Here is a 24,355-nt window from a genome sequence, read left to right as displayed (position 1 = left end):
TACGCAATTTTATGATCACACATTACTGGCATGAGTATTATTGTGCCGTAAATCACATCATCTAAATATGATTAGATACAAAAAAAGCCGCAATAGGCATTGCGGCTTGATTAAATTTTCTTGGTAATTATTACCGGATGATAAAATTAGTCACGAACGTAGACAACGTGACCGTCATCTTCTTCATCGTCCCAGTCATCCCAATCGTCGTCGTCATCTTCAGTAACAACGTCTTTACCAGCCATTGCGTCTTTATGGTAGTCATCCCACATGAAGTTAACTTTATCTTCTTCAGCAACTTCTTCCTCTTCACGAGGTAGGTTTTCCATAAAGTCTGCCAGCTTGTAACAAAGTTCTTTCGTACCAGAACGGTTGATTGCCGAGATCTTAAAGTACTCGTCTTCCCAACCTAGCGCATCCAAGATCTCTTGGATCTTTTCATTCGCTTCATCTTCCGGCATTAGATCAACTTTGTTGAACACCAACCAACGAGGTTTATCAGCTAGCTTTTCACTGTACTGTTCCAACTCATCAATGATCGTTAGTGCGTTTTGCACTGGATCAGACTGATCAATCGGCATGATATCGATCATGTGCAGTAAAACGCGGCAACGTTCTAGGTGTTTCAGGAATCGAATACCTAAACCTGCACCATCCGCAGCGCCTTCAATCAGACCAGGGATATCCGCAACTACAAAGCTTTTCTCAGGTACAACACTAACCACACCTAAGCTTGGGATAAGCGTCGTAAATGGGTAATCCGCCACTTTTGGTTTTGCAGCAGATACAGCGCGAATAAAGGTTGATTTACCGGCGTTTGGCAAGCCAAGCATACCAACGTCAGCAAGCAGTAATAGTTCTAGACGAATTTCACGAACTTCACCTTTAGTACCCAACGTTCTCTGACGAGGAGCGCGGTTTACAGAAGACTTAAAGCGCGTGTTGCCCAGACCGTGCCAACCACCTTTAGCTACCATTACTTTTTTGCCGTGTTCAGCAACTTCTGCAACGATTTCGTTAGTGTGGATATCAACTGCACGAGTACCAACCGGCACACGCATCACAATATCTTTACCACGCTTACCAGTACAGTTACCACCGCGGCCATTTTCTCCACGCTCTGCTTCGTAAAAGCGTTGGAAACGGTAATCGATTAGGGTGTTTAGGTTTTCGTCAGCTTGGATATATACATCGCCGCCGTCACCACCATCACCGCCATCAGGACCACCTTTAGTGATGAATTTTTCACGCCAGAAACTAACAACGCCGCTACCGCCGTCGCCTGCCTGAACTTTTACTACAGCTTCATCTACGAACTTCATCTTTTACTCCGACTACTTCGTGCGTGGATTAAATCTACTTTGTCATCCGACAATTTTAGCAGATGACAGATCTAAACTCCCAGATTCGAATCACTTTGGATCTACCGAGAAGTTTCGATATGTCGACTGCCTACAAATAAAAAACCCCGCCGATTCGGCAGGGCTTTTGAATTCAGCTTAAAGCTATTAAGTAATTAAGTTAAAAACTAATTACTCAGCTTCGATGCTAACAAACTTACGGTTCTTAGGACCTTTCACTTCGAACTTCACTTTACCTTCAGTAAGAGCGAATAGAGTGTGGTCTTTACCGATACCTACGTTGTTACCAGCGTGGAACTTAGTACCACGTTGACGAACGATGATGTTACCTGCAAGTACAGACTCACCACCGAAACGCTTAACACCTAGACGTTTGCTTTCTGAATCGCGGCCGTTACGAGTAGAACCACCAGCTTTTTTGTGTGCCATTGTTAAACTCTCCTAATAGATTAAGCGTTGATACCAGTGATCTTCACTTCAGTGAACCACTGACGGTGACCCTGTTGCTTACGAGAGTGCTTACGACGACGGAACTTAACGATTTTAACTTTATCGCCACGACCGTGTTGTACAACTTCAGCAACAATTTTGCCGCCCTCTACAAGAGGAGCACCAACTTTGATGTCTTCGCCGTTAGCAACAAGAAGAACTTTATCAAATTCTACAGTTGCACCAGTTTCAACGTCTAATTTCTCTAAACGAAGAGTTTGACCTTCGCTTACACGGTGTTGTTTACCACCAGATTGGAAAACAGCGTACATATTTTACTCCGCTTTTTCCGCACAGCCTTTCGTGAGGGTGTGCGCTAAACTAATCATCAATAGGGCGCAGATTCTACAGAAGAGATGTCCCTATGACAAGCCATATTTTGAAAAAATTGGCGAAAAGCTAATCGCCAAAGAAAAGTGCGGCAATCATGCCCTTTAGTAATGTATTAATCAACGTTTTTTAGTGTATTATTCGACAATTATATAAATCGAATAAGCCTTGCAGGGTCTAACTTCAGCCGGATATACAATGGATTTTAAAACTATCCAAGCGCTTACTGCCAATGACATGGCAAAAGTGAATGAAACAATTCAAGCCCAACTAAATTCTGATGTCTCTTTAATCAATCAGCTCGGTTTCTATATCGTCAGTGGTGGAGGCAAACGCCTAAGACCGCTATTGGCGATTTTGTCGGCCCGTGCGCTTGGTTATCAAGGCAGCGGTCATACCATGGCAGCTGCGTTTATTGAGTTCATCCATACAGCAACGCTGTTGCACGATGATGTGGTAGACGAGTCAGATATGCGCCGTGGTAAAGCGACCGCAAATGCTGCCTTTGGCAACGCAGCAAGCGTGCTAGTTGGGGATTTTATCTACACTCGCTCATTCCAGATGATGACTGAGCTAGGATCCATGAAGATCCTTCAGTTAATGAGTAACGCCGTAAACGTGATCGCCGAAGGTGAAGTTCAGCAATTAATGAACTGTAACGATCCTGACACGACAGAAGAAAGCTACATGCAGGTCATCTACTCTAAGACGGCACGCCTGTTTGAGTCTGCGACACAAATTGGTGCCATCCTGAATGATGCCCCTGAGCACGTTGAAATCGCATTACAGAATTACGGTAAGTACTTAGGTACCGCATTCCAACTGATAGACGACGTCATGGACTACACATCCGATGGCGAAGACATGGGTAAAAATGTTGGCGATGATTTAGCAGAAGGTAAACCTACCCTTCCTCTACTTCATGCGATGAGAAACACGACACCTGAAAATGCTCAGATGATCCGTGAAGCGATCGAGAAAGCAAACGGAATGGATCGTCTTGACGATATCCTCGCTGTCATGAAAGAAGCAGGTTCTTTAGAGTACACGACTCAAAAAGCCCTCGACGAAGCCGACAAGGCAATCGCGGAGCTGTCTGTACTGCCTGAGTCAGATTATAAAGAAGCACTCGTTACACTGGCTCATGTAGCGGTTAAACGCACTCGATAAGCACTGCTAACCGGACCAGCAAGGCGATAAATTTTAACCACCGACCGACGTTGGCGGTTTAAGGCTGAAAAGAAAAAGGAAGAGCACGCTCTTCCTTTTCTCGTTCCAGTGTTGTTTGCTCAGCTAATAATAACGGTCGCTCCCTCCGTGTAGCTGCGGGTCATCTTCTATCTCGTCAAACGTGACTGCGATTTGCTGGTCAGTTCCCTGTTTAGCCAGTAAAACGGTTTCTGCTTCACGATCAACGACAAGAATCGTACCGACACCTTGTTGGCACTCTACAACCATGCCTTTACGGATTCGACTTGCTTCCATACCCTACTCCTGATTGACATTGTTGGCGTTACACCTTTTACGTCAGACAGAATAAAGAGATCAAAAAAGCCGACCCTAAGATCGGCTTTTTATAAACGTATAAACGCTTAAACTTACTTAGCGAACTCAACACCGATGTTGATATCACCATTTAGCGTTTCTAGCATGTTGTCTAGAGCAGACTTTTCGTAGTCGCTTAGTGCACCGTAGCTTAGTACTTCCTCAACACCTTCTTTACCTAGCTTCACTGGCTGAGCAAAGTATGGTGCGTGCTCACCGTCACCTTCAACGTAAGCACACTCAACAACGCCTTCTTCACCTTGAAGAGCACGTACTAGAGACAGACCAAAGCGACACGCTGCTTGGCCCATAGATAGAGTTGCACTACCGCCACCCGCTTTCGCTTCAACGACTTCAGTACCCGCGTTTTGGATACGCTTAGTCAGTGCTTCAACTTCTTCAGCAGTAAACTCAACGCCTTCTACTTGAGAAAGCAGAGGAAGAATAGTCACACCTGAGTGACCACCGATAACTGGTACACGAACATCACTTGGATCTTTGTCTTTCAGCTCAGCAACGAAGGTTTCTGAACGAATAACGTCAAGTGTAGTTACACCGAATAGTCTGCGCTTGTCATAAACGCCAGCTTTCTTAAGTACTTCTGCAGCGATTGGCACAGTAGTATTCACAGGGTTAGTGATGATACCAACACATGCTTTCGGACAAACTACAGCAATTTTCTCAGCTAATGCCTTAACGATACCAGCATTAACGTTAAATAGATCCGCACGATCCATACCTGGCTTACGTGCAACACCAGCAGAAATTAGAACCACATCTGCGCCTTCCAATGCAGGCGTTGGATCCTCACCTGCGTATCCTTTGATCGATACTGGTGTTGGGATGTGGCTAAGATCAGCGGCAACACCTGGAGTTACAGGGGCAATATCATATAGGGCTAAATCAGAACCAGCAGGAAGACGGTTCTTTAGTAAAAGGGCAAGGGCTTGACCGATACCGCCAGCGGCACCAATAACGGCTACTTTCATGTAGTTCTCCTTGAGAGTATTTTTTTATAAATGTATTTGTAGGGTAGTTTTTAACCAACCAAGTAAAGCTATAGGAATCACAACTTGATTACAATCAATTAACGCCAGCTTTGCGACCTCGCGCAAATCCGCATTTTCGTGCTACACAAACGGTTGGATTATTCTTTTATTCATTTGAAATGACAATAGATTACGGGAAATAAAACAGATGTATGACTCACCGTTAAATGGAATGTCATTCTGTTTATAATTTACAGTGATGTAACTAGCATTATCTCGGGACTTTTTGGAACTGTCTGAATATATATGCGAGAATATGCAAAATTGCTGATCCGTAATTAAGAGAATCATAATGACTATGCGCAATACTGAAAAACAAGATAACCTAGTTCGAGCTTTTAAAGCCCTGTTAAAGGAAGAAAGCTTTGGCTCACAGGGCGAGATTGTTGATGCTCTAAAACTGCAAGGTTTTGAAAGTATTAACCAATCTAAAGTGTCTCGCATGCTGACTAAGTTTGGTGCTGTTCGTACCCGTAATGCAAAAATGGAAATGGTTTACTGTCTTCCTGCAGAACTGGGGGTCCCAACGACAAGCAGTTCTTTGCGTGAACTCGTGTTGGATATCGACCACAATGCCGCGTTAGTTGTTATCCATACTGGTCCTGGCGCTGCGCAACTTATCGCTCGTATGCTGGACTCTCTTGGCAAATCTGAAGGCATCTTGGGTGTTGTCGCTGGTGATGACACTATTTTTATCACTCCGACGTTGCCAGTATCGACAGAGCAGTTGTTCAAATCCGTGTGTGAACTGTTCGAATACACTGGCTAACAACTGTAGGTTGAAGTCACCTAACTGATTGTGAGCTATAAGATAAATCCTATTCTGTAGCTCACAATTTCCTTCTCCTATCGCGTTTTAAGGTTATTTTTTAATCATTTTTTTGTGATATATATCACGCTATTAATTTTTCCTTCCTTTCCCCTCATTCAATCGTAAACTACTGTTATAAAAGAAATAAAATAACAACTTAATCACTGGCTATTAACGCAATCTTCAGGTTTATTCGCTATAACTTTTAACAGTCGGATAATTTTCTGCCAATTTTTTGTTATGATTTGTTCGCTTTTTCAAACAATTGGATTGGAAAAGATGCCGTTTCCAAACAGGAAACTCCAGAAGTGATTGATGGTTATTTCCGGGTAAATAATGAAATATAAGGAAGGGAATTTCATGGCATTTAACAAACTACTCAAAGTAGGCGCTATCGCTGCAGCCGTTATGGGTGCAGGCGCAGTTAACGCTCAAGAGTTTATTACTATCGGTACGGGCTCGGTGACAGGTGTTTACTATCCTACTGGCGGTGCTATCTGTAAATTGGTCAACAAAGGTCGTAAAGATCACAACATTCGTTGTTCCGTTGAGTCGACTGGTGGTTCTATTTACAACGTTAACACTATCCGTGCTGGCGAATTAGACTTCGGTATCGTTCAGTCGGATTGGCAGTACCATGGCTACAACGGTACGAGTGAGTTTGCTGCACAAGGCCCGTACAATAAGCTACGCGCAATGTTCTCTCTGCATACCGAACCTTTCAACATCATTGCTCGATCAGACTCTGGCATCGAAAACGTTAAAGACCTGAAAGGTAAACGCGTCAACATCGGTAACCCAGGTTCTGGTGACCGTGCAACAATGGGTGTAGTGATGGACGCGATGGGCTGGACCCTAGATAGCTTCCAGTTAGCTTCAGAGCTTAAAGGTTCTGAGCGTTCTCAAGCACTTTGTGACAACAAAATCGACGCATTTATTTACATGGTTGGTCACCCAAATGGCTCAATCAAAGAAGCAACCACGTCATGTGATGCGAAGCTAGTTCCAGCGACTGGTCCTGAGATCGACAAGATCGTTTCAAGTACCCCTTACTACGCGTACAGCACAGTACCTGCCGGCATGTATCGTGGTACGGATCAAGACGTTAAGAGCTTTGGTGTAGCTGCAACAATGGTTACTTCAACAGACGTTTCTGATGAAGTGGCATACAATGTTGCAAAAGCAGTATTCGAAAACTTCGACACATTCAAACGCCTGCACCCAGCTTTCGCGAACCTGAAAAAAGAAGACATGGTGAAAGCAGGTCTTTCAATTCCTCTTCATCCAGGCGCGGCTAAGTACTACAAAGAAGTGGGACTGCTAAAGTAAGCACCACGGACTCAAAAGCAAGGCAGGAACAAGTAGTTTCTGCCTGATTTAGTATGCTGGTTGTCGCAGGATCGCCAGCATACTTTGTTTATTACCTAAGGTGCTTCTGGATGCCAGACTTAATGTGACTGACTTGTTCTGGTTTTGAGAGCCTGCAACATTCCAAAGTCACGGTAAGTCACCCGACATTTGTCAGTTTTACCGCTGATTCATTTCTCCATGAAGGCAGCGATAGACCCCGCATCTGGAAATCATCTGGGTATATTCGTCGGTTTTTCTAAAACCTCACACTCATGCCAAGAAAACACTTTAACGCCGCCAATTCAGAGCTTCTAACGAGCCTCATTTAAATTTCAGGCAGCGGAATACTCGACTGCAAACTTCGCTCAGTTCACTACACTGATAGAGGCGAAGTGAGTTTTCGACATATAAAACAGGCAGAACCATCAATAATAAGGAAAAAGTACATGGCGACGAACAAAGCCCCGTCACAAGATGTGCAAGATATGGTGGCTCAGGCAGACACAGGGGCACGTAGCCCATCTGGCATACAAGGACGAATCCTCTGGTTTGTCCCACTGTGTTGGTCACTATTTCAGTTATGGTATGCATCACCATTACCATTTATTTTTAATTTTGGCGTACTTAATGACACTGAAGCTCGTGCGATTCACTTAACGTTTGCGATCTTTCTGGCTTTCACTGCTTATCCTGCAATGAAAAATTCCCCACGCGATCATATTCCGGCTGTAGACTGGATTCTTGCGCTTGCTGGTAGCTTTTCAGCGTCTTATATCTATCTCTTTTATACGGAACTCGCCGGACGATCAGGCGCGCCAACCACGCCCGACATTGTTGTCGCCGTGATTGGTATGGTGCTTCTTCTGGAAGCCACACGACGTGCACTTGGTCCACCACTGATGCTTGTCGCTGCGGTATTCCTTACCTACACCTTCGCCGGTCCATACATGCCAGACGTCATAGCCCATAAAGGCGCGAGCTTGAATAAAGCGATGTCTCATTTATGGCTAACAACTGAAGGTGTATTTGGTGTGGCTTTAGGCGTTTCGACTTCCTTCGTATTCTTGTTCGTACTCTTTGGTGCGATGTTAGAACGAGCTGGCGCTGGTGCTTACTTCATTAAGGTGGCCTTCTCACTATTAGGTCACATGAGAGGTGGCCCGGCAAAAGCCGCGGTTGTGGCTTCAGGTCTTTCAGGCCTTGTATCAGGCTCTTCGATTGCGAACGTAGTAACTACCGGTACCTTTACGATTCCGTTGATGAAGCGCGTTGGTTTCCCGGGAACCAAAGCGGGTGCGGTAGAGGTAGCAGCATCTACTAACGGTCAGTTGACGCCACCGATCATGGGTGCCGCTGCATTTTTGATGGTGGAATACGTTGGGATCTCGTACGTTGAAGTTATCAAAGCGGCAATCCTGCCAGCGCTTATCTCGTATATCGCATTGATTTACATCGTTCACCTTGAAGCATGTAAAGCAGGCATGACAGGTTTACCTCGTCGTCATAACCCAACCATGCTGCAAAGCATGTTGTCGTTCACCGGAACCATTTTAGGGCTTTGTGTCATCAGTGCGCTGGTCTACTACGGCGTCGGCTGGACAAAAGATGTCTTTGGTGAGGCTGCAACACCTATCGTGATGGTTGCTCTTCTTATTGCTTATGTTGCTTTAGTTAAAGTATCGGCGAATCACACAAAAGATGGCGCGATCAATATCGATGAAGAGCTGACTGAAGTACCTGAACCGGGGCCAACAGTAAAATCGGGGCTTCATTTCTTACTGCCAATTGTGGTTCTGGTTTGGTGTTTAACCGTCGAGCGATTCTCTCCAGGCTTATCTGCCTTCTGGGCAACCGTGTTCATGATTTTCATCCTGTTAACGCAACGCCCGCTAATCGCCTTGCTATCTAAACAAGGGGGTATTGGAGAACAGACGAAAGAAGGCTTTATTGATCTTCTGGAAAGTTTGGTTTCTGGTGCGCGTAACATGATTGGTATCGGTGTGGCGACAGCCGCTGCTGGTACGGTGGTAGGTGTGGTAACACTGACAGGTATCGGCCTGGTCATGACTGACTTTGTCGAGTTCATCTCTGGTGGTAGTGTGTTCCTAATGCTGCTGTTCACCGCAGTGATCAGTTTGGTATTAGGTATGGGCCTTCCTACCACGGCAAACTACATCGTCGTATCGACGCTGATGGCACCAGTAATTGTCACGCTTGGCGCGGCACATGGGCTTATCATTCCACTGATTGCCGTTCACCTGTTCGTGTTCTATTTCGGTATTTTGGCCGACGATACACCGCCAGTGGGCTTAGCCGCCTTTGCTGCTGCAGCCATTGCGAAATCAGATCCGATCCGAACCGGTATTCAGGGCTTCACCTACGATATCCGTACCGCCATTTTACCATTCATGTTCGTCTTCAATACCCAACTGCTATTGATGGGTATCGACACATGGTGGCATTTAGCCCTGACCATAATATCTTCCATTATTGCGATGCTGATATTTTCCGCCGCTACTCAAGGTTGGTGGTTTACTCGCAATAAATGGTGGGAAACCGTCCTATTATTGGTACTGACATTTTCCTTCTTCCGCCCGGGATTCTGGTGGGACATGATGTTCCCTGCCAAAGTACTTTCCCCAGGGGTTGAAGTGGCTCAAATTGTCGAGGGACTAAGTGTCGGACAATCAATCGAGCTGCGTGTCGCCGGACAGAACCTAGAAGGTGAGAACGTTGAAAAAACTGTACTGCTGCCGTTTGACGACAATGCAACAACCGCAGAAGAACGTATCTCATCAATGGGTCTGATGCTGGTCGAAAACGACGGCAAAATGATCGTTGATATGGTGGAATTTGGTAGCCCTGCTGAATCCTCTGGTATCGATTTTGACTGGGAGATCAAATCGGTCGTTCAAGACGCTGATCGCCCAATGAAAGAGTGGGTGTTTGTGCCTTGCTTATTGATTCTGCTGGCACTAGCGATGAACCAGAAACGTCGTATGCGCAAAGAACAACTGAGCGCCTAAACGATTCCCCCCGGGAGACCGGGGGCTGAGTGAGAGAAATTGAATGTATAAACAAATTCTTGTTCCGGTAGACCTTAATGATCAAGGCTTCTCAGACCGAGCGGTTGAACTGGCTGTTTGGCATGCGAAGCAAGCGAATGCGGTCATCCATTTGCTGACGGTTGTACCTGGAATCCATATGTCGATGGTCGCGACTTACTTTCCGAAAGATGCTGCCCTAAAAATGAAGCAAGATGTCGAAAAGCAGTTAACGACGTTTGCGGAAGACAACATCAAGGAAGACGTCACCTATAGTATCCACGTGGCAGAAGGTAAACCGTACACGACCATTATTGAACACGCTAAGCGTTTAGGGATTGACCTGATCATCATGCCAAGCCACAAGCGTTCGAAAATCAATAAGGTGATGCTCGGCTCAGTAGCCAGCAAGGTGGTGGAGTATTCTCCCGTCAACGTGATGGTAGTGAAGCCACAAAGCTAAAGTCACTAAACGATCGAGACAAAAGAAAAAGGTTGATGTTTACATCAACCTTTTGTTTTTCTAGCTCAATAGAGCTTACCCAGCAGCTCGAACGAAGGCTTGTAAAGCCTCACTTGAATGTGTCACGCAGAGCTGACCTATCTCACCTGCAGCCTCAATTTTCCCACCCGCAACAAACGCAAAGTGACTTGCTATGGCTTTTGCATCATTGAGATGGTGAGTCACCATAAGTACGGTAATTCTCCGCTCTGCAGCCAACCTTTTCACTAAGCTAAGCATCTCTTCACGCAGCACAGGATCGAGCGCAGAGAAAGGTTCATCCAGCAGCCACACCGGATGAGGCTGGACAAAACAACGTGCTAACGCAACACGTTGGCGTTGACCACCAGAGAGATGCTCTGGCAATCGGTCGAGGTACTCTGCAACACCAACCTGCTGCGCGGCTTGCTCAACCTGAAGCTTTTGGTCTGCAGTGAGCTTTAAGCCCGGATGCAATCCTAAACTTATGTTGTCGCGCACCGACAAATGAGCAAACAAGTTATGCTCCTGAAACAACATTGAGAATGGACGCAGATAAGGTTCTTTACCGACAATGGATTCGCCATCAACTTGGATATCCCCTTGGTCAGGATGGATAAAGCCAGCGACCAGTGCCAACAATGTCGATTTACCCGCCCCACTCGGCCCCATCAATGAGACAATCTGACCGCGTTCAATGGTTAAATCAAAACGAAACAGTTCACTTTGATAGGTGTATTGCACATCATCTAACACTAACATTGTGCGCTCTCCTTCGTTTTTAATACTTTTTCAATCAGAGTAAAGCAGCCAACACTAAGCAAGAGTAAGGTGACCGAAACCACCGCTGCCGCTTCCATCTGATAACTGCCGAGCAGTTGGAATAAATACAGCGGCAAGGTTCTGAATTCTTGTCCGCCAAATAGCGCAATCGCACTTAAGTCCCCTATCGCAAACATAAAGCTGATTGCGAAAGCGTGAGCAAAAGGTTTACGTAGTGCTCGCCATTCCACAACTTTAAATCGCTGCCAGCCTCGCATCCCTAAGCTGGCACAAACGTATTGATATTGCTGTTCAATGTGTAACATCGGCTGTGCTAACGTCTTAATCACATACGGCAGCGCCATCAAACCGTTGACTAATATGACGACAAAAAATGCCAGACTAAAAACATCGGTAAAAGAACGGAGCAACAAAAACAAACCTGTACTGATCACCAAACCCGGCGTTACCAAAATAATGGTACCAACCAACTCAATGTGATCCGCCCGTGAGTTTTTATACTCCAGACGCCAACGCCGACTGGTGAGCAAAATGGAAACGCCAGCAGCCACTGCAAGAGTGCTCGCCATTGCTGCAACTTTTAAAGAGTTAAATAGCGCAGACCAAAAACGTTCGTCATTTAATACCGAGCCAACCTGTTGATTTATGCCGCTCATAATCACCATCGCAAGTGGTGGGATAACCAGTAAAAAGGCACCCATGATCCAAAAGCTATCCCAAGCTTTTGACCACCCATGATCCTTCGTTAAGTATTGCTGTACCGATGTGCTGCCAGAGCTTATAGAAACTGGCTTTGTCAGCTTTTGTACGCCTATCGCGATCACACCGCACAACAACATTTGCCACAGTGCTAATAGCGCGCCGGCCTGCAGGTCAAAGTCAAATTTTATCGCTTGGTAAATAGCCAACTCAATGGTGGTCGATTTAGGTCCACCACCCAATGCCATCACCGTGGCAAAACTGGTAAAGCACAGCATAAAAACGAGGCCGCTTACATGTGGCAATTGTTGTCTTAATCGAGGCCACTCAACCCAACGAAACTTATCCCAATGGCTCATGCCGAGATGAGCACATAGCTTATGTTGCTCAGCAGGAATCGACTCCAGTGTTTGCAACAATAGTCGCGCAGCATAAGGCAGATTAAAGAACACATGCGCAAGTAAAATACCGTTCAAGCCATAGATAGAAAATGGCAGCTTGGCATCAAAGGTTTGTAACCATTGGGCAATCAAACCGCTGTTGCCATATATCGCCAACAATCCAAAAACCCCGACTAAAACAGGCAGAACTAAGGTGGAAGCGAACAGTTTGAGCAGTAATGACTTACCGAAAAATTCACGGCGGGAAAGCGAATGGGCGACGGGAATCGCCAAACCCACACTAATCAACGTAGATAAAAAAGCCTGATAGAAGCTGAACTTAGTGACGTGCTGATAATAGGGGTCATGCCAAATCAGCGACACATCCAGAGACGGAGCCTGAAAAGCTAAAGCACTCAGCGCAGAAAGAACAAAGGCCGCGATGACTATCGCGACCCCTATGCCTAATTTGGGTACAGTATTCAAAGGTAACTCTTAGAAAGTCAGGGCGCTTTGCCATTCACGAATCCAAGTCTTACGCATTTTCGCCACTTCATCAGCGCTAAAGCTCAGTGGCTTACTTGGTACGTTCAAGGTTTCAAAGCCTTTTGGAAGGGCAACGTCAGTGACTGGGTACATCCAGTTACCCGTTGGCATTGCTGACTGGAACTCATCACTCAAAATGAAATTCATGAATTCGTCAGCCAACTCGGCATTCTTCGAATTTTTCACTTTGGCCGCAACTTCCACTTGCATGTAATGCCCTTCAGCAAAATCAGCGGTAGCAAACTTAGCGTCTTGCTCTGCAATCAGGTGGTAAGCTGGTGATGTCGTGTAAGAAAGCACTAAGTCAGACTCACCATTAAGGAACATGGAATAAGCTTCAGACCAACCTTTGGTCACCGTAACAGTTTTACCAGCCAGTTGCTGCCAAGCTTGGGTAGCATTGTCGCCATAGATTGATTTCATCCACAGCATCAAACCCTGCCCCGGAGTTGAAGTACGAGGGTCCTGATAAATCACTTTAAGATCATCACGCTCTTCCACCAGCTCTTTCATGCTTTTTGGCGGGTTAGCCAATTTTTCTTTGTTGTAAACAAACGCGAAATAACCATAGTCGTAAGGCACGAATGTTTTATCGTCCCAGCCCGTTGGTAAAATGGTTTTAGAGGTATCGACCTTGTGCTCTGTAAGCAGACCCGTTTTCTGTGCCTCGACCATCAGATTGTTATCCAGACCCAGAACAATATCGGCTTTGCTATTACTGCCTTCTAAGCGAAGACGGTTCAAAATCGATACGCCATCATCAAGAGCAACGAAATTTACGTCACAACCACATTTCGCTTCAAAAGCTTGTTCGAGTTTAGGACCCGGTCCCCAATCCGCAGCGAATGAGTCATAGGTGTAGATGGTTAATGTGTTTTCAGCAGCAAACGCTGAAGTTGTTGTCATTGCAGCAAGGGCAATTAGGCTTAGAGTGGTTTTCACTGCTCGCTCTCCACGTGTATTTCAGAGAAATTAGTTGAGCGGCACAGGTATGAGGTGGCTATTTGGGATTGCTAATATCCAGACTCAATTCCTACGCCAGCATTATCTGGTTCAGGTATTACGGGTCCCCGTAGCCTAACTAGGTTAAGCCATTAGGTCTCAGCGCCCTTAAGTATTGATCAACACAATACAAAATGGGGTTGCTCCCCGATGAGTTGGATGGATTGTATACCCAAACCCCCTCGCGATGCTAGGTTGCGCTAGGGGGTTTGGGACTTAGATGAAGATCAGGCTACGTAGCAAGATAACTATTTATGAGCGTTGGTCGTATCCCCAGCGCGGGACCAATCCTTGCTCAATCCCCAGATGGTCGAGAATTCGCGCCACCATAAAGTCGATTAAGTCTTCGATACTCTTTGGCTGATGATAAAAACCCGGCGCTGCTGGCATGATGGTTACACCCATTTGCGATAGCTTGTGCATATTTTCCAGATGCAGGGTCGAAAATGGCGTTTCACGCACTACCAGAAGCAACTGGCCACGCTCTTTCATCACTACATCGGCGGCACGCTCAATCAGGTTATCCGACATACCGTGTGCAATCGCCGCGACGCTGCCTGCCGAACACGGACAAACCACCATTTGTTTTGGAGCCGCAGAGCCTGAAGCCACTGGCGAGAACCAATCATCTTTACCACAGACAGTAATGTTGTCAGGGTTACACTTTAGATGCTCCACCAGCGCTTTTTGCGCCGCTTCAGGACCACTTGGCAGCTTCAGGTCATGCTCGGTTGCCATCACAACCCTCGCCGCGGAAGATATCAACACATAGACGTGATAATCCGCAGCGACCAAACATTCCAGAAGTCTCAAGCCATAAGGCGCACCAGAAGCGCCAGTAAGTGCTAGGGTAATGGCTTTTTTTTGTTGATGTTTTTTGTGAGACATAAGGATTAAGCTTTTTGTTTTAATTGTTCGAGAAGTTTACCGTGAATACCGCCAAAGCCACCATTGCTCATAACCAGAATTTGATCATCAGGCTTTGCACGTTCAACGATTTTCGCAACAAAACGGTCCAAATCAGCGTCAACAAAAGCTGGTTGCTGGCATTGGTCTGCAATTTCCTGTACCGACCATTCAATATTGTCTGGCTGGAACAAGAACACTTCATCGGCACTGTGCAATGAGTCCGCCAGCGTATTCTTGTGCACACCACGCTTCATGGTGGCAGAGCGAGGCTCCAGTACTGCTAAGATACGTTTGTCACCCACCTTGTTACGCAGACCGCCAACCGTTAGTTCAATAGCGGTAGGATGATGAGCAAAATCGTCGTAAACCGTCACACCTTGCTCTTCACCTTTAAGTTCTAAGCGGCGTTTGGTATTGATAAAACGGCCCAATGCCTGACAGGCTAACTCTGGAGTCACGCCGACGTGCCTTGCAGCAGCTATTGCCATCAGTGCATTATCCACGTTGTGGTCGCCCACTAAGTCCCACTCAACAACACCGACTTTCTCACCTTGCAGCGATACTTCGAACTTCGAGCCATCGACGACCAGTTTATGCGCTTGCCAGTCGCCATCTTCACCAGAAAACTGCTTTTCTGTCCAACAACCGCGCTCAAGTACATCAGCAAGTGCCTGATCTTGTTTAGGAGACAGAATAAGACCATTGCCCGGAACAGTACGTACCAAATGGTGGAATTGACGCTTAATCGCTTCAAGATCGTCGAAGATGTCTGCATGATCAAATTCAAGATTGTTCATGATTAACGTGCGTGGGTGGTAATGGACAAACTTAGAACGCTTGTCGAAAAAAGCACTGTCGTATTCATCCGCTTCAACAACGAAAAACATGCTTTCTCCCAGTCGAGCAGAAACGCCAAAGTTACCCAGTACGCCCCCGACCAGGAAACCAGGTTGGTAACCACAGTCTTCGAGTACCCAAGCCAGCATGCTTGAGGTGGTCGTTTTGCCATGCGTCCCAGACACCGCTAGCACCCAGCGATCGTGAAGTAAAAACTCATTCAACCACTGCGGTCCGGAGGTATAACGCATGTTGCTGTTGAGTACATGCTCTACGCATGGGTTGCCACGGCTCATGGCATTGCCAATCACGACTAGGTCAGGTTCAGGATCAAGCTGAGAAGGGTCGAAGCCTTCAATAATTTCAATACCTTGAGACTCCAGTAATGTGCTCATCGGAGGGTAAACATTCGCATCAGAGCCCGTTACTTTGTGGCCGAGCTGGCGAGCTAAAATTGCCGCGCCACCCATAAACGTGCCGCAGATACCCAAGATATGGATGTGCATAAACTTAACCTTGTAATGCCGTGTTTGATGCTTTCATTATCGCGATAACCACCAGAAAAGCGAGAGACTTTCACCTTGTTCTTGTTGTCACTTTCAAAAAAATGACAAGCCTGAACACGGACTGTACAGTCACTGAACTAAATGATGAACTCGTCAGTGACAAGACAAATAAATTGAGATCTCAGACGGTTACTTCATTACCATTAAAAAGATCTTCGACATAAAATTACGTTTAGCGCAAACGTTTAACATCCATAAAGAGATGTCCCGTTGCGCAACACCCCCAATAAATGAAAATGTAAGGATTGACCATGTCTGGATTGCGCACCCTAGGCGAATTCATTGTCGAGAAACAAGCGGATTTCCCCCACGCTAGCGGTGATCTATCATCTCTTTTAGCATCCATTCGTTTAGCTGCGAAAATCGTTAACCGCGAAATTAATGCAGCTGGCCTTGGCGATATTACTGGTGCTGTTGGCACAGAGAATGTCCAAGGTGAAGCTCAGCAAAAGCTAGACGTTTATGCAAACGACAAGTTTAAAGCGGCACTTGAAGCTCGTGACCAAGTTTGTGGCGTAGCCAGCGAAGAAGAAGATGAGGCGGTTGCATTCAATAAAGAACTCAACCAAAACGCCAAGTACGTTGTATTAATGGATCCACTTGATGGTTCATCTAATATCGACGTGAACGTTTCTGTAGGTACTATTTTTTCAATTTACCGCCGTGTATCACCAATTGGTACGCCAGCAACAGAAGAAGATTTCCTTCAGCCAGGTCACAAACAAGTTGCGGCTGGTTACGTGATTTACGGCTCTTCAACCATGTTGGTTTACACAACAGGTAACGGCGTGAATGGCTTCACGTACGATCCTTCTATCGGCAGCTTCTGTCTTTCTCATGAAAACATGATGATCCCTGAAGAAGGCAAAATCTATTCTATCAACGAAGGTAACTACATCCGTTTCCCACTTGGTGTGAAGAAGTACATCAAGTACTGTCAGGAAAATGTACCTGAAGATGGTCGTCCATACACGTCTCGCTACATCGGCTCTTTAGTAGCAGACTTCCACCGCAACTTGCTAAAAGGTGGTATCTACCTATACCCAAGCACGCAAAGCCATCCACAAGGTAAACTGCGTCTGCTTTACGAGTGCAACCCAATGGCATTCCTAATCGAGCAAGCAGGTGGTATCGCTTCTGACGGCGTGAATCGCATCATGGACATCAAGCCAACAGAATTACACCAACGTGTGCCGTTCTTTGTCGGTTCAAAAAACATGGTACGTAAGGTCGAAGAATTCCTTGAAAAGAATCGCGACGAATAGACCTTTGTCCAACGCGGCAGGTGTTTACCTGCCGTGTTTTTGTCGCTAAAGTGAGTTGCGAATAAATCGTAATAAGATGAGGTTCCCTCATCCTCAATGAAAAGGAAGTTTCAAATGAGCCTAAACCATGTACCAGCAGGTAAATCTCTGCCTGAAGATATCTATGTCGTTATCGAAATTCCTGCAAACGCAGACCCAATTAAATACGAAGTAGATAAAGACTCTGGTGCTGTATTTGTTGACCGTTTTATGTCTGCACCAATGTTCTACCCATGTAACTACGGTTACGTGAACAACACACTGTCTCTTGATGGTGACCCTGTAGACGTACTTGTTCCGACGCCATACCCATTGATGCCAGGTTCAGTTATTCGTTGCCGCCCTGTTGGTGTGCTTAAAATGACTGATGAATCTGGTGAAGATGCTAAAGTTGTCGCGGTTCCTCACTCTAAAATCTCTAAAGAGTACGAGCACATTCAAGACGTCGGTGACATCCCAGAGCTACTGAAAGCGCAAATTACGCATTTCTTTGAGCGTTACAAAGAGCTGGAATCCGGTAAATGGGTGAAGGTTGATGGCTGGGCAGACGTGGAAGCCGCAAAAGCTGAAATCCTGGAATCTTACGATCGCGCACAAAACAAATAAATGCGACCAGAATGAAAAAAGAGCTGCAAATACGCAGCTCTTTTTTATGCCTGAACGTCACATAAGCTTCAGTCGATTTGTACGCCAACATAGTATGCGACTAACGTCGTAGCCATGATAAGACTCAGCAGTGACACTCGGCCGACCTATACTCTTTGGCACCAATCCCCGGATGCAATCTCTTCCGTCAACTGCTCGGTATCCTGATAAATGTAAATCCAAGCCTGACCAAACGGTGTGCTAATGCTCTCACGTCGGTACTCTACCGGAACATCCTCCAGTTTATCCAGCGCTGTCAGAGTATCGTCATCAATCAGATAGACTTCACCTTGTATGGTTTGGTGACCTTGAGACACCCCAGGGTATGGACCTAAATCATACAAGGTGTATTGAGCATCACTTTCATGCAGCCCCAGGAATTGCCCCGAGCTCAAGTAGTGATGGTTGTACTCTCCTTTGCGTAACGTTCCGTATACAAAGACTAAATGCTGCATAACCACTCCTTAGTTATGAGTTACGCTTTAATCAAACTCGAATTGATAGAGTAGATCAACTGCACTGTCTACACCAGAAACCGCTTCTAAATACAGATCCTGCATTAATCGGTAACGAACAGTAAATTCACCTAGAGAGTTAAAGATACCGACACCATATTTCACCTGAAGACCCGGGAATATATAACCACTCACCGTCACCTGAGAGTCATCACCCGATCCCGCAGTATCGAGCTGCAAGTCTTGAACACCAAAGGCTTCACCTATCTGTCCGACAACACGACCACTTTTCGCCAGACTCAAGCCAATCAAGGTAGTAGTCATGGCATTACCACCAGATTCTGCATCGATGTCTTGACCTCGTAATAGGTAGGACAGCGCGTTTGCCTGAGGCATAGCAGGATCTGAGAAGATCTCCAAACTTGGGTCAGAGGCAGGGCCAGTAACACGAACACCTGCGGTCACATCATCTTGCGTGTTATCAGGGTTACGGATGGCAGAAATCGACAGATAAGGCTCATCGGCTGGGCCATTCATCATGATTTTACCTTCATCAATCACCAAATCTTGGCCAAATGAGCGGTAGGAACCATCGACAATGTTAACTTCACCAACAATAAATGGACCTTTGTCTTTTTGAGTCACATTGAGGTTACCCCTCAGACCACCTTTCAGACCAAATGCCGACAGCTGAAAATCGTCGCCAATCTTAATATTAATATCAGTTTCGACATTAAACGGTACTGCCACAGTGTCATCAACTGGCTGTAAGTTTTCATCCAAAATGACTACGTCACTCGAAACGCCAACCGCACTTGGTGGTAACTCTTCAACGACGATGCGACCCCAAGGCAGATTAATATTACCTTGTACTTTGGCTAAATTTGGCGTCACCTCAAGTGTCATATCTGGCTCAACTTTGATTTTCACCATCGGAGGCATATCTACTTTCAGCTCTTTAGCGAACACTCGAGCTTTGGTATGCCAGTCCTGTAGGTCTTGCCAGTCCGCATCACCGGTAATTTCCAATTTGCCATCTGGGGTGTTGATGCCAGCGTTGAGGTCAGCTTGATGGCCTTTAAAGTTGATTTCTACCTGACCTGAGTCGATATCAATTGGCGTCACTTCACCGTTCAGTTTAATTTGGTCAATCAGGAACTGGCCGTTCACCCTAGGGTGCATGACATCACCAGATAACGCCAAATCGGTATTCATATTGGCTTTAAACAAGCTGTATTCGCCAATCAATGGCGCTAAGAAATCCAGATGGAGTGTCGAAAGTGACACGTTACCCGCGATCTCAGGAGACTCAGCAGAGACATTAATCAGTGACACATTACCGGATAGATCACCGTTATCCGCCACATCGACGAGCCACTGAGCATCAAGCTTGTCTTTTGCTAACGCCGCTTTAAAGCTAACACTTTCCCAACCAACCGTAATTGGTTGCTCCAGCGCTTGTTCCACCTGGCCTTGTGGCATATCGACATTCAACGTCACTTCAGGCTTCATGTTTGGAGCCCACTTAGCAAAGGCTTGTGCGTTCACTTCACCTTGCAGTTTCGTTTCTGCCGGCAATAGTGTCTTGGTTTGGCTAAAGTCAAAGTTATTCACCGCTAACTTCGCCTCACCACTTTTGCCTACACTAATGTTTTCAGATAAACACACACTTGAATCAGCTTGTAACCAACAGTGTGCCTGAACATCCGCGATCTGCTTGTCGATATTGACCTTCACTGCCGTCGACTTCTCCAGTGCCCAAGGCCCTTGAATGGTATCAAGCGACAAACGAGTTAGCGCACCGTCCCAGATCATTTCAGGCTTCTGAGTAAATGCGCCCTGAATCTCCAGGCTGGTTGAGACGATATCCGAGGCCACATCTAAGGTAAGTTGATGCTGCTTTTCATCACCTGAGACATTGAGGTCAGCGCTATCAACCTTGATGCCGTCATAGTTAATGTTATTTGCTACTAAGCTCACGTTAGCTTTTGGTACGGGTAACGGTGAAACATCCCCTTTCAGCGTGACCGTTTCTACTTTGGCTAACTGCTGCCAGTTCGCTTTATTGACGGCAAGATCCAGGTTGATGTTCGGCTCTTTTAAGCTGCCTCGTACCGCAATTTTACCGTTCATATTGCCGCTAAGATCAGGCACACTTTTCGCAAAATCAGGGAAGTTAACCTCAACGTCCATCAAGATTTGTTTATCGATCTTACCCTTGGCACTCAACTGGTTAGGACCATGAGCCAATACTAAACCTTGAGTGGTAAGCTGGATATCTTCGGCTTTGCCATTTTTATCAGATGCTTCTAGCTGCCCCTTCACTTTCAGTGGATAACCACGTAAAACACCATCAATATCCAGGGTAGGAAGACTAACCTGCCAGCCGCCCTGCTCCGTCAGCGACCCAGAGGTTGATAAGCTACCGCTGATGTCCCCTTCCGCTTCCTGCCACTGAAGACCCGGCTGGATGTGTTGTAAGTTGAGATCGGCTTGCCAGTTGATTGGTGCCGCCCAGTTAGCCATAACCTTGCCCGACAGTTCGCCGCCTAAGGTTTTCACCACAAGACTTTCCAGATCAATTTGCTCTAGGGTGCCCTTTCCGTTTAGCGCCACATCTACCGCAGGAATATCCTTACCAGATGCTTTAGTTTCCAGCGCCACCTCGTAGCCCTCTAACGAACCTTTAGCGGTAAGACTCGGTACAGCAACCTGATAGTCACTTTCTCCCAACAAAGGCCACTGAGCTTCGACATTGTTGAGGGTTACATCAAACGGTAACTGCACTTTCAGTGGCTGAATTTTGGCTTGGATTTCGGCTTTAGTCAGTTCAGACAGTGTTGCCTGCAGCGATAAGTCGCCTGCTGAGCCAGATGCTGACAGCGACAACTTCTGTCCTTTCGCTTCGGCATGTTTCACTAGCGCATCCAGTTGGGCACTAAGAGGGTAGTCTGCAGAAAGTGTCACTTGCGTACTCAGCGTAGCCTCAACTTCAGGCATGTCGAGCTCAAGTGTTTGCAAATCAACACGATCACGGCCCGCCTTCGCCACCAAACCGAGATGATGAACAATAACCGGCGTTTCACCAGCTAACTTGAAGTGATGAATATCGAGACGTCGGACATCGACGGTCAACGGAATCCAGACTTCAGGTAAAACAATATCTTGCGGCTCTGCATCGGCTGTTTTTACTATTTCCGAATCCGTTGCGTTAGTTGCATCGGTCTGGGAATCAGCGACTTCAGTATCAGTGCCCGCGACTGGAGCACTCTGGGACTCATCCCCCTGGCTTTCAGCCCCTTCGGCTGTGGCTGTCTGGGCTTCTACAACATCAGTTTCAGTAGGTGCTTGCTCGGTGTCCGTTGGTGCCAATGCAACATTGATCTCTTTTAATGCTGTTGGCGCAATGACTAAGCGGTCGCCCTGCATCGATAACGCGGTCGTGAAATCCTGCCAATCAACTTGATTACCCAGAACATTCAGGTTGATATCATTAAGGCTAACTTTGTTGACGAAAATAGGCACTGGCGTACTGATTGAACGCAGCGGAGGCGTCTCTTCTTCTGGCTCGTCACTCGCAGGTGGCAGTTCCGGCATTTGGAAGTTTACGCCTTGCAATGAAAGCTCATCGACACACACTCTAGGGTCGAAAAAACAACGAAAGTTAACCGCTAAGGTCAGGCGTTCAACTTTCGCATCAACATTCAGTGTTTCATCAACAAAGCTGACGTTTTCCAACGCAAAACGTGGAAATAACGAGCCCTGGACGTTCTCCACTTTCAATTGTGGCACGGCTGTTTCTGCCCCCCATATGGCGAGCTTTAATCCAGGGTGAGTAAAGAGAACTGTTGAGACTAAAATGATGATCAACAACAGAAGACCAATCAAACCTAGCGATAGCCATTTGGTCCACTTAAACATCTTTTGCATCATAGTTCAGGCCCCAATGAGAAATGGATACGAAATTCGTTCTTCTGTGGGTCATCCAATCCCCATGCAAAATCAAAGCTGACCGGACCAACCGGCGAAGCCCAGCGGATACCTACCCCGGCACCCGCTTTCCATACGGGGGTATCATCAAATGCATCACCAATATCGTAGAAAGTCGCCCCCCACCAGTTACCGGTAAGACGATATTGATACTCAAGTGTGCTACTCAGGATATATTTTGCCCCCGTTAACGCTCCACTTTCATCGACAGGCGAGATAGATTCATAACCATAACCACGGATGTTATTGTCACCACCAGCAAAGAAACGCAACGATGGAGGCAACTTATCAAACTCATCCATAAAGTTAGCGCCGCCTTCTAAGCGGAAAAGTCCACGATGGTTTTCACCAATCCCACGGATCCAAGAGGTTCGGCCCAAAAAGCGAAAGACTCGGGTCGCAGATAAAACGGCCGGGTCACCATATTCAAACGTGATGGTTTGCTTGTCGCCCCACATTGGCATGCTGCCGCCACGACTTCTTGTACGTGAAAACGTTGCGCCAGGAAGCAAGAACTGCACACCGTCTTCCTGTAGACCCTGAGAGAAGTTTTCGTACAAGTGACGTATATACAAAGTCTTACGCCAGCCACCATCGACGATCCAGTGGCGTTCTACCGCTAAATTCGTTTCTAGACTTTCGGTATCACGGTTGTCCAAATGCTTTAAGCCAAATTGAAGCTGGTAGTATTCATGCAAAACGTCATCAAGCGGTATTTTGTAGCCTGCTGTGATGGTTTGTTCCGGCTGGGACAGGGAAAGTGCGGTATCTAGACTGTGGCCACGGGAACTGATCCAGGGCTTTTTCCATTTCAACGTGCCACGTACGCCAGTATCAGTGGAGTAACCAAGACCGGTTTCTATCTGGTTTTTGGCCGCCGGAGCAAGGGAAACCTTTACTGGTAACTCACGTCCTTCCTCCAGCATTGCCAGATCAGGCTCAACAAATACAGACGAAAACCAGTCAGTATTAGACAAGTTCTGGTTGTACTCACCAACACTCGAAACTAAGTAAGGTTCGCCCTCCTCAAAAGGACTTAACGAAGCGACGCGCTCATCCCAAATCTGGCTGCCAGTGATATTGATGGAACCAAAGTGATAGCGGATACCACTGTCATAATGCAAACGAATGTTCGCTTCATTGAATGCAGGTACCACCTCCAAACGACTGAGTAGATAATCCCCTTTGAAGTAACCACGCTGCAACGCTAAATTACGTATTCCTGACTTGAGGCTATCGTATTCGCTTTGATTCAGAACCCGGCCAACTTTTAAAGGAGACGCCGCTAGAAGCGCTTCAAATGCTTCATCGTCTTGCGCTTCACCAGTGATCACGACATCCATAACTTTGATCTTGACTGGTAAGCCTTTTGCAATATTGATGATCAGTTCATCATTATTTTCAGTAACAGAATATGAGATATCTGCGTGATAATACCCAAGCGCGTTGAGTGCTTCAGTGATGCTTTCATCTAATCGGGCTTGAAAACGCAACGAAGTCGAGTAATCTTCTTCAGGAATCGAAGTCAGATAAGCGTTGACATTTTCTTCTAACGCGCCGTCTATACCTTGTAGCTTAATAGATACTTTGGCAGAGGCGTTATGGGAAAAGGCAAACAAGCCAACAACAATGATCGGGAGAGCTTTTTTTATCATGCGTTTTAGATGCGTGAGATTCGTGAGATTAAAGAAACTTGTGTCATAATAACGCCAATTAAAGGCTAAGTCTGTAATATTCATAACTTTACCGCAGCCTTTGTAAATCCGTATTCACATAAAG

20 protein-coding genes and 1 riboswitch are annotated in these 24,355 nt (G+C 46.2%); of the genes, 7 read left to right on the top strand and 13 right to left on the bottom strand.

Going from position 1 to position 24,355, the window contains the following annotated elements; genetic code table 11:
* Positions 1-146: 146 nt before the first annotated feature.
* From cgtA to rplU, 3 genes are all read right to left on the bottom strand, one after another.
* Positions 147-1,322, bottom strand: coding sequence for an Obg family GTPase CgtA (gene cgtA, locus DBX26_RS01490; RefSeq protein ID WP_014230711.1), 1,176 nt, complete (start codon positions 1,320-1,322; stop codon positions 147-149).
* A 210-nt stretch (positions 1,323-1,532) separates the two neighbouring features.
* The gene (gene rpmA / locus DBX26_RS01485) at positions 1,533-1,790 is read right to left on the bottom strand and encodes a 50S ribosomal protein L27 (protein WP_005383095.1); all 258 of its coding nucleotides are present in this window, start codon (positions 1,788-1,790) and stop codon (positions 1,533-1,535) included.
* 20 nt (positions 1,791-1,810) lie between these two features.
* On the bottom strand, positions 1,811-2,122 hold the full coding sequence (rplU, locus tag DBX26_RS01480; RefSeq protein WP_005383096.1) for a 50S ribosomal protein L21: 312 nt from the start codon (positions 2,120-2,122) through the stop codon (positions 1,811-1,813).
* A 256-nt stretch (positions 2,123-2,378) separates the two neighbouring features.
* On the opposite strand from rplU, the gene ispB reads away from it, so the two are divergent.
* On the top strand, positions 2,379-3,350 hold the full coding sequence (gene ispB / locus DBX26_RS01475) for an octaprenyl diphosphate synthase (protein ID WP_162889654.1): 972 nt from the start codon (positions 2,379-2,381) through the stop codon (positions 3,348-3,350).
* Between the two features lie 123 nt (positions 3,351-3,473).
* On the opposite strand, the gene DBX26_RS01470 is transcribed toward ispB, so the two are convergent.
* Both DBX26_RS01470 and mdh read right to left on the bottom strand, forming a co-directional pair.
* Positions 3,474-3,665, bottom strand: coding sequence for a hypothetical protein (locus DBX26_RS01470; protein ID WP_014230709.1), 192 nt, complete (start codon positions 3,663-3,665; stop codon positions 3,474-3,476).
* Between the two features lie 113 nt (positions 3,666-3,778).
* Positions 3,779-4,714 carry a malate dehydrogenase gene (gene mdh, locus DBX26_RS01465; RefSeq protein WP_014230708.1) on the bottom strand — a complete coding sequence of 312 codons (936 nt, stop codon included), beginning with the start codon at positions 4,712-4,714 and terminating at the stop codon, positions 3,779-3,781.
* Positions 4,715-5,072: 358 nt separating this feature from the next.
* Between mdh and argR the strand changes: the two genes are divergently transcribed.
* The 4 genes from argR (at position 5,073) to DBX26_RS01445 (ending at position 10,442) form a co-directional block, all read left to right on the top strand.
* A complete protein-coding gene (argR, locus tag DBX26_RS01460; protein WP_014230707.1) occupies positions 5,073-5,543 on the top strand; it encodes a transcriptional regulator ArgR in 471 nt (156 codons plus the stop codon).
* A 402-nt stretch (positions 5,544-5,945) separates the two neighbouring features.
* Positions 5,946-6,914 (top strand): TAXI family TRAP transporter solute-binding subunit, encoded by a 969-nt coding sequence (locus DBX26_RS01455; RefSeq protein ID WP_014230706.1) that lies wholly within the window; start codon positions 5,946-5,948, stop codon positions 6,912-6,914.
* 467 nt (positions 6,915-7,381) lie between these two features.
* Positions 7,382-9,961, top strand: coding sequence for a TRAP transporter permease (locus DBX26_RS01450; RefSeq protein WP_020335831.1), 2,580 nt, complete (start codon positions 7,382-7,384; stop codon positions 9,959-9,961).
* Between the two features lie 43 nt (positions 9,962-10,004).
* Positions 10,005-10,442 (top strand): universal stress protein, encoded by a 438-nt coding sequence (locus DBX26_RS01445; RefSeq protein WP_014230704.1) that lies wholly within the window; start codon positions 10,005-10,007, stop codon positions 10,440-10,442.
* Between the two features lie 75 nt (positions 10,443-10,517).
* Here the strand turns inward: DBX26_RS01445 and thiQ are convergent, their stop codons facing one another.
* From thiQ to mpl, 5 genes are all read right to left on the bottom strand, one after another.
* Positions 10,518-11,222 carry a thiamine ABC transporter ATP-binding protein gene (gene thiQ / locus DBX26_RS01440; protein ID WP_065299084.1) on the bottom strand — a complete coding sequence of 235 codons (705 nt, stop codon included), beginning with the start codon at positions 11,220-11,222 and terminating at the stop codon, positions 10,518-10,520.
* Positions 11,216-12,808: a thiamine/thiamine pyrophosphate ABC transporter permease ThiP gene (gene thiP, locus DBX26_RS01435; protein ID WP_118117631.1), complete on the bottom strand. Its 1,593-nt coding sequence runs from the start codon at positions 12,806-12,808 to the stop codon at positions 11,216-11,218. The genes thiQ and thiP overlap by 7 nt, the downstream gene beginning before the upstream one ends.
* A gap of 9 nt (positions 12,809-12,817) precedes the next feature.
* Positions 12,818-13,810 carry a thiamine ABC transporter substrate binding subunit gene (gene thiB, locus DBX26_RS01430; protein ID WP_118117630.1) on the bottom strand — a complete coding sequence of 331 codons (993 nt, stop codon included), beginning with the start codon at positions 13,808-13,810 and terminating at the stop codon, positions 12,818-12,820.
* Between the two features lie 71 nt (positions 13,811-13,881).
* A riboswitch (TPP riboswitch) is annotated at positions 13,882-14,030 on the bottom strand.
* A gap of 92 nt (positions 14,031-14,122) precedes the next feature.
* Positions 14,123-14,758: a flavin prenyltransferase UbiX gene (locus DBX26_RS01425; RefSeq protein ID WP_118117629.1), complete on the bottom strand. Its 636-nt coding sequence runs from the start codon at positions 14,756-14,758 to the stop codon at positions 14,123-14,125.
* Positions 14,759-14,763: 5 nt separating this feature from the next.
* A complete protein-coding gene (mpl, locus tag DBX26_RS01420; RefSeq protein ID WP_118117627.1) occupies positions 14,764-16,122 on the bottom strand; it encodes a UDP-N-acetylmuramate:L-alanyl-gamma-D-glutamyl-meso-diaminopimelate ligase in 1,359 nt (452 codons plus the stop codon).
* Positions 16,123-16,433: 311 nt separating this feature from the next.
* On the opposite strand from mpl, the gene fbp reads away from it, so the two are divergent.
* Positions 16,434-17,447 (top strand): class 1 fructose-bisphosphatase, encoded by a 1,014-nt coding sequence (gene fbp, locus DBX26_RS01415; RefSeq protein WP_020335825.1) that lies wholly within the window; start codon positions 16,434-16,436, stop codon positions 17,445-17,447.
* 114 nt (positions 17,448-17,561) lie between these two features.
* On the top strand, positions 17,562-18,092 hold the full coding sequence (gene ppa, locus DBX26_RS01410; RefSeq protein WP_014230697.1) for an inorganic diphosphatase: 531 nt from the start codon (positions 17,562-17,564) through the stop codon (positions 18,090-18,092).
* Positions 18,093-18,238: 146 nt separating this feature from the next.
* On the opposite strand, the gene DBX26_RS01405 is transcribed toward ppa, so the two are convergent.
* The 3 genes from DBX26_RS01405 to DBX26_RS01395 are packed head-to-tail and all read right to left on the bottom strand — an operon-like array spanning position 18,239 to position 24,231.
* Positions 18,239-18,586: a gamma-glutamylcyclotransferase gene (locus tag DBX26_RS01405; RefSeq protein ID WP_020335824.1), complete on the bottom strand. Its 348-nt coding sequence runs from the start codon at positions 18,584-18,586 to the stop codon at positions 18,239-18,241.
* 27 nt (positions 18,587-18,613) lie between these two features.
* Positions 18,614-22,519, bottom strand: a complete 3,906-nt coding sequence (locus DBX26_RS01400; RefSeq protein WP_118117625.1) for a translocation/assembly module TamB domain-containing protein — start codon at positions 22,517-22,519, stop codon at positions 18,614-18,616.
* Positions 22,516-24,231 (bottom strand): autotransporter assembly complex family protein, encoded by a 1,716-nt coding sequence (locus tag DBX26_RS01395; protein ID WP_065300419.1) that lies wholly within the window; start codon positions 24,229-24,231, stop codon positions 22,516-22,518. Before DBX26_RS01395 ends, DBX26_RS01400 begins: the two co-directional genes overlap by 4 nt.
* Positions 24,232-24,355 lie beyond the last annotated feature (124 nt).

This window comes from Vibrio sp. dhg (assembly GCF_003443775.1).
GTDB lineage: Bacteria > Pseudomonadota > Gammaproteobacteria > Enterobacterales > Vibrionaceae > Vibrio > Vibrio natriegens.
This window is presented reverse-complemented; position numbering and strand designations above follow the sequence as displayed.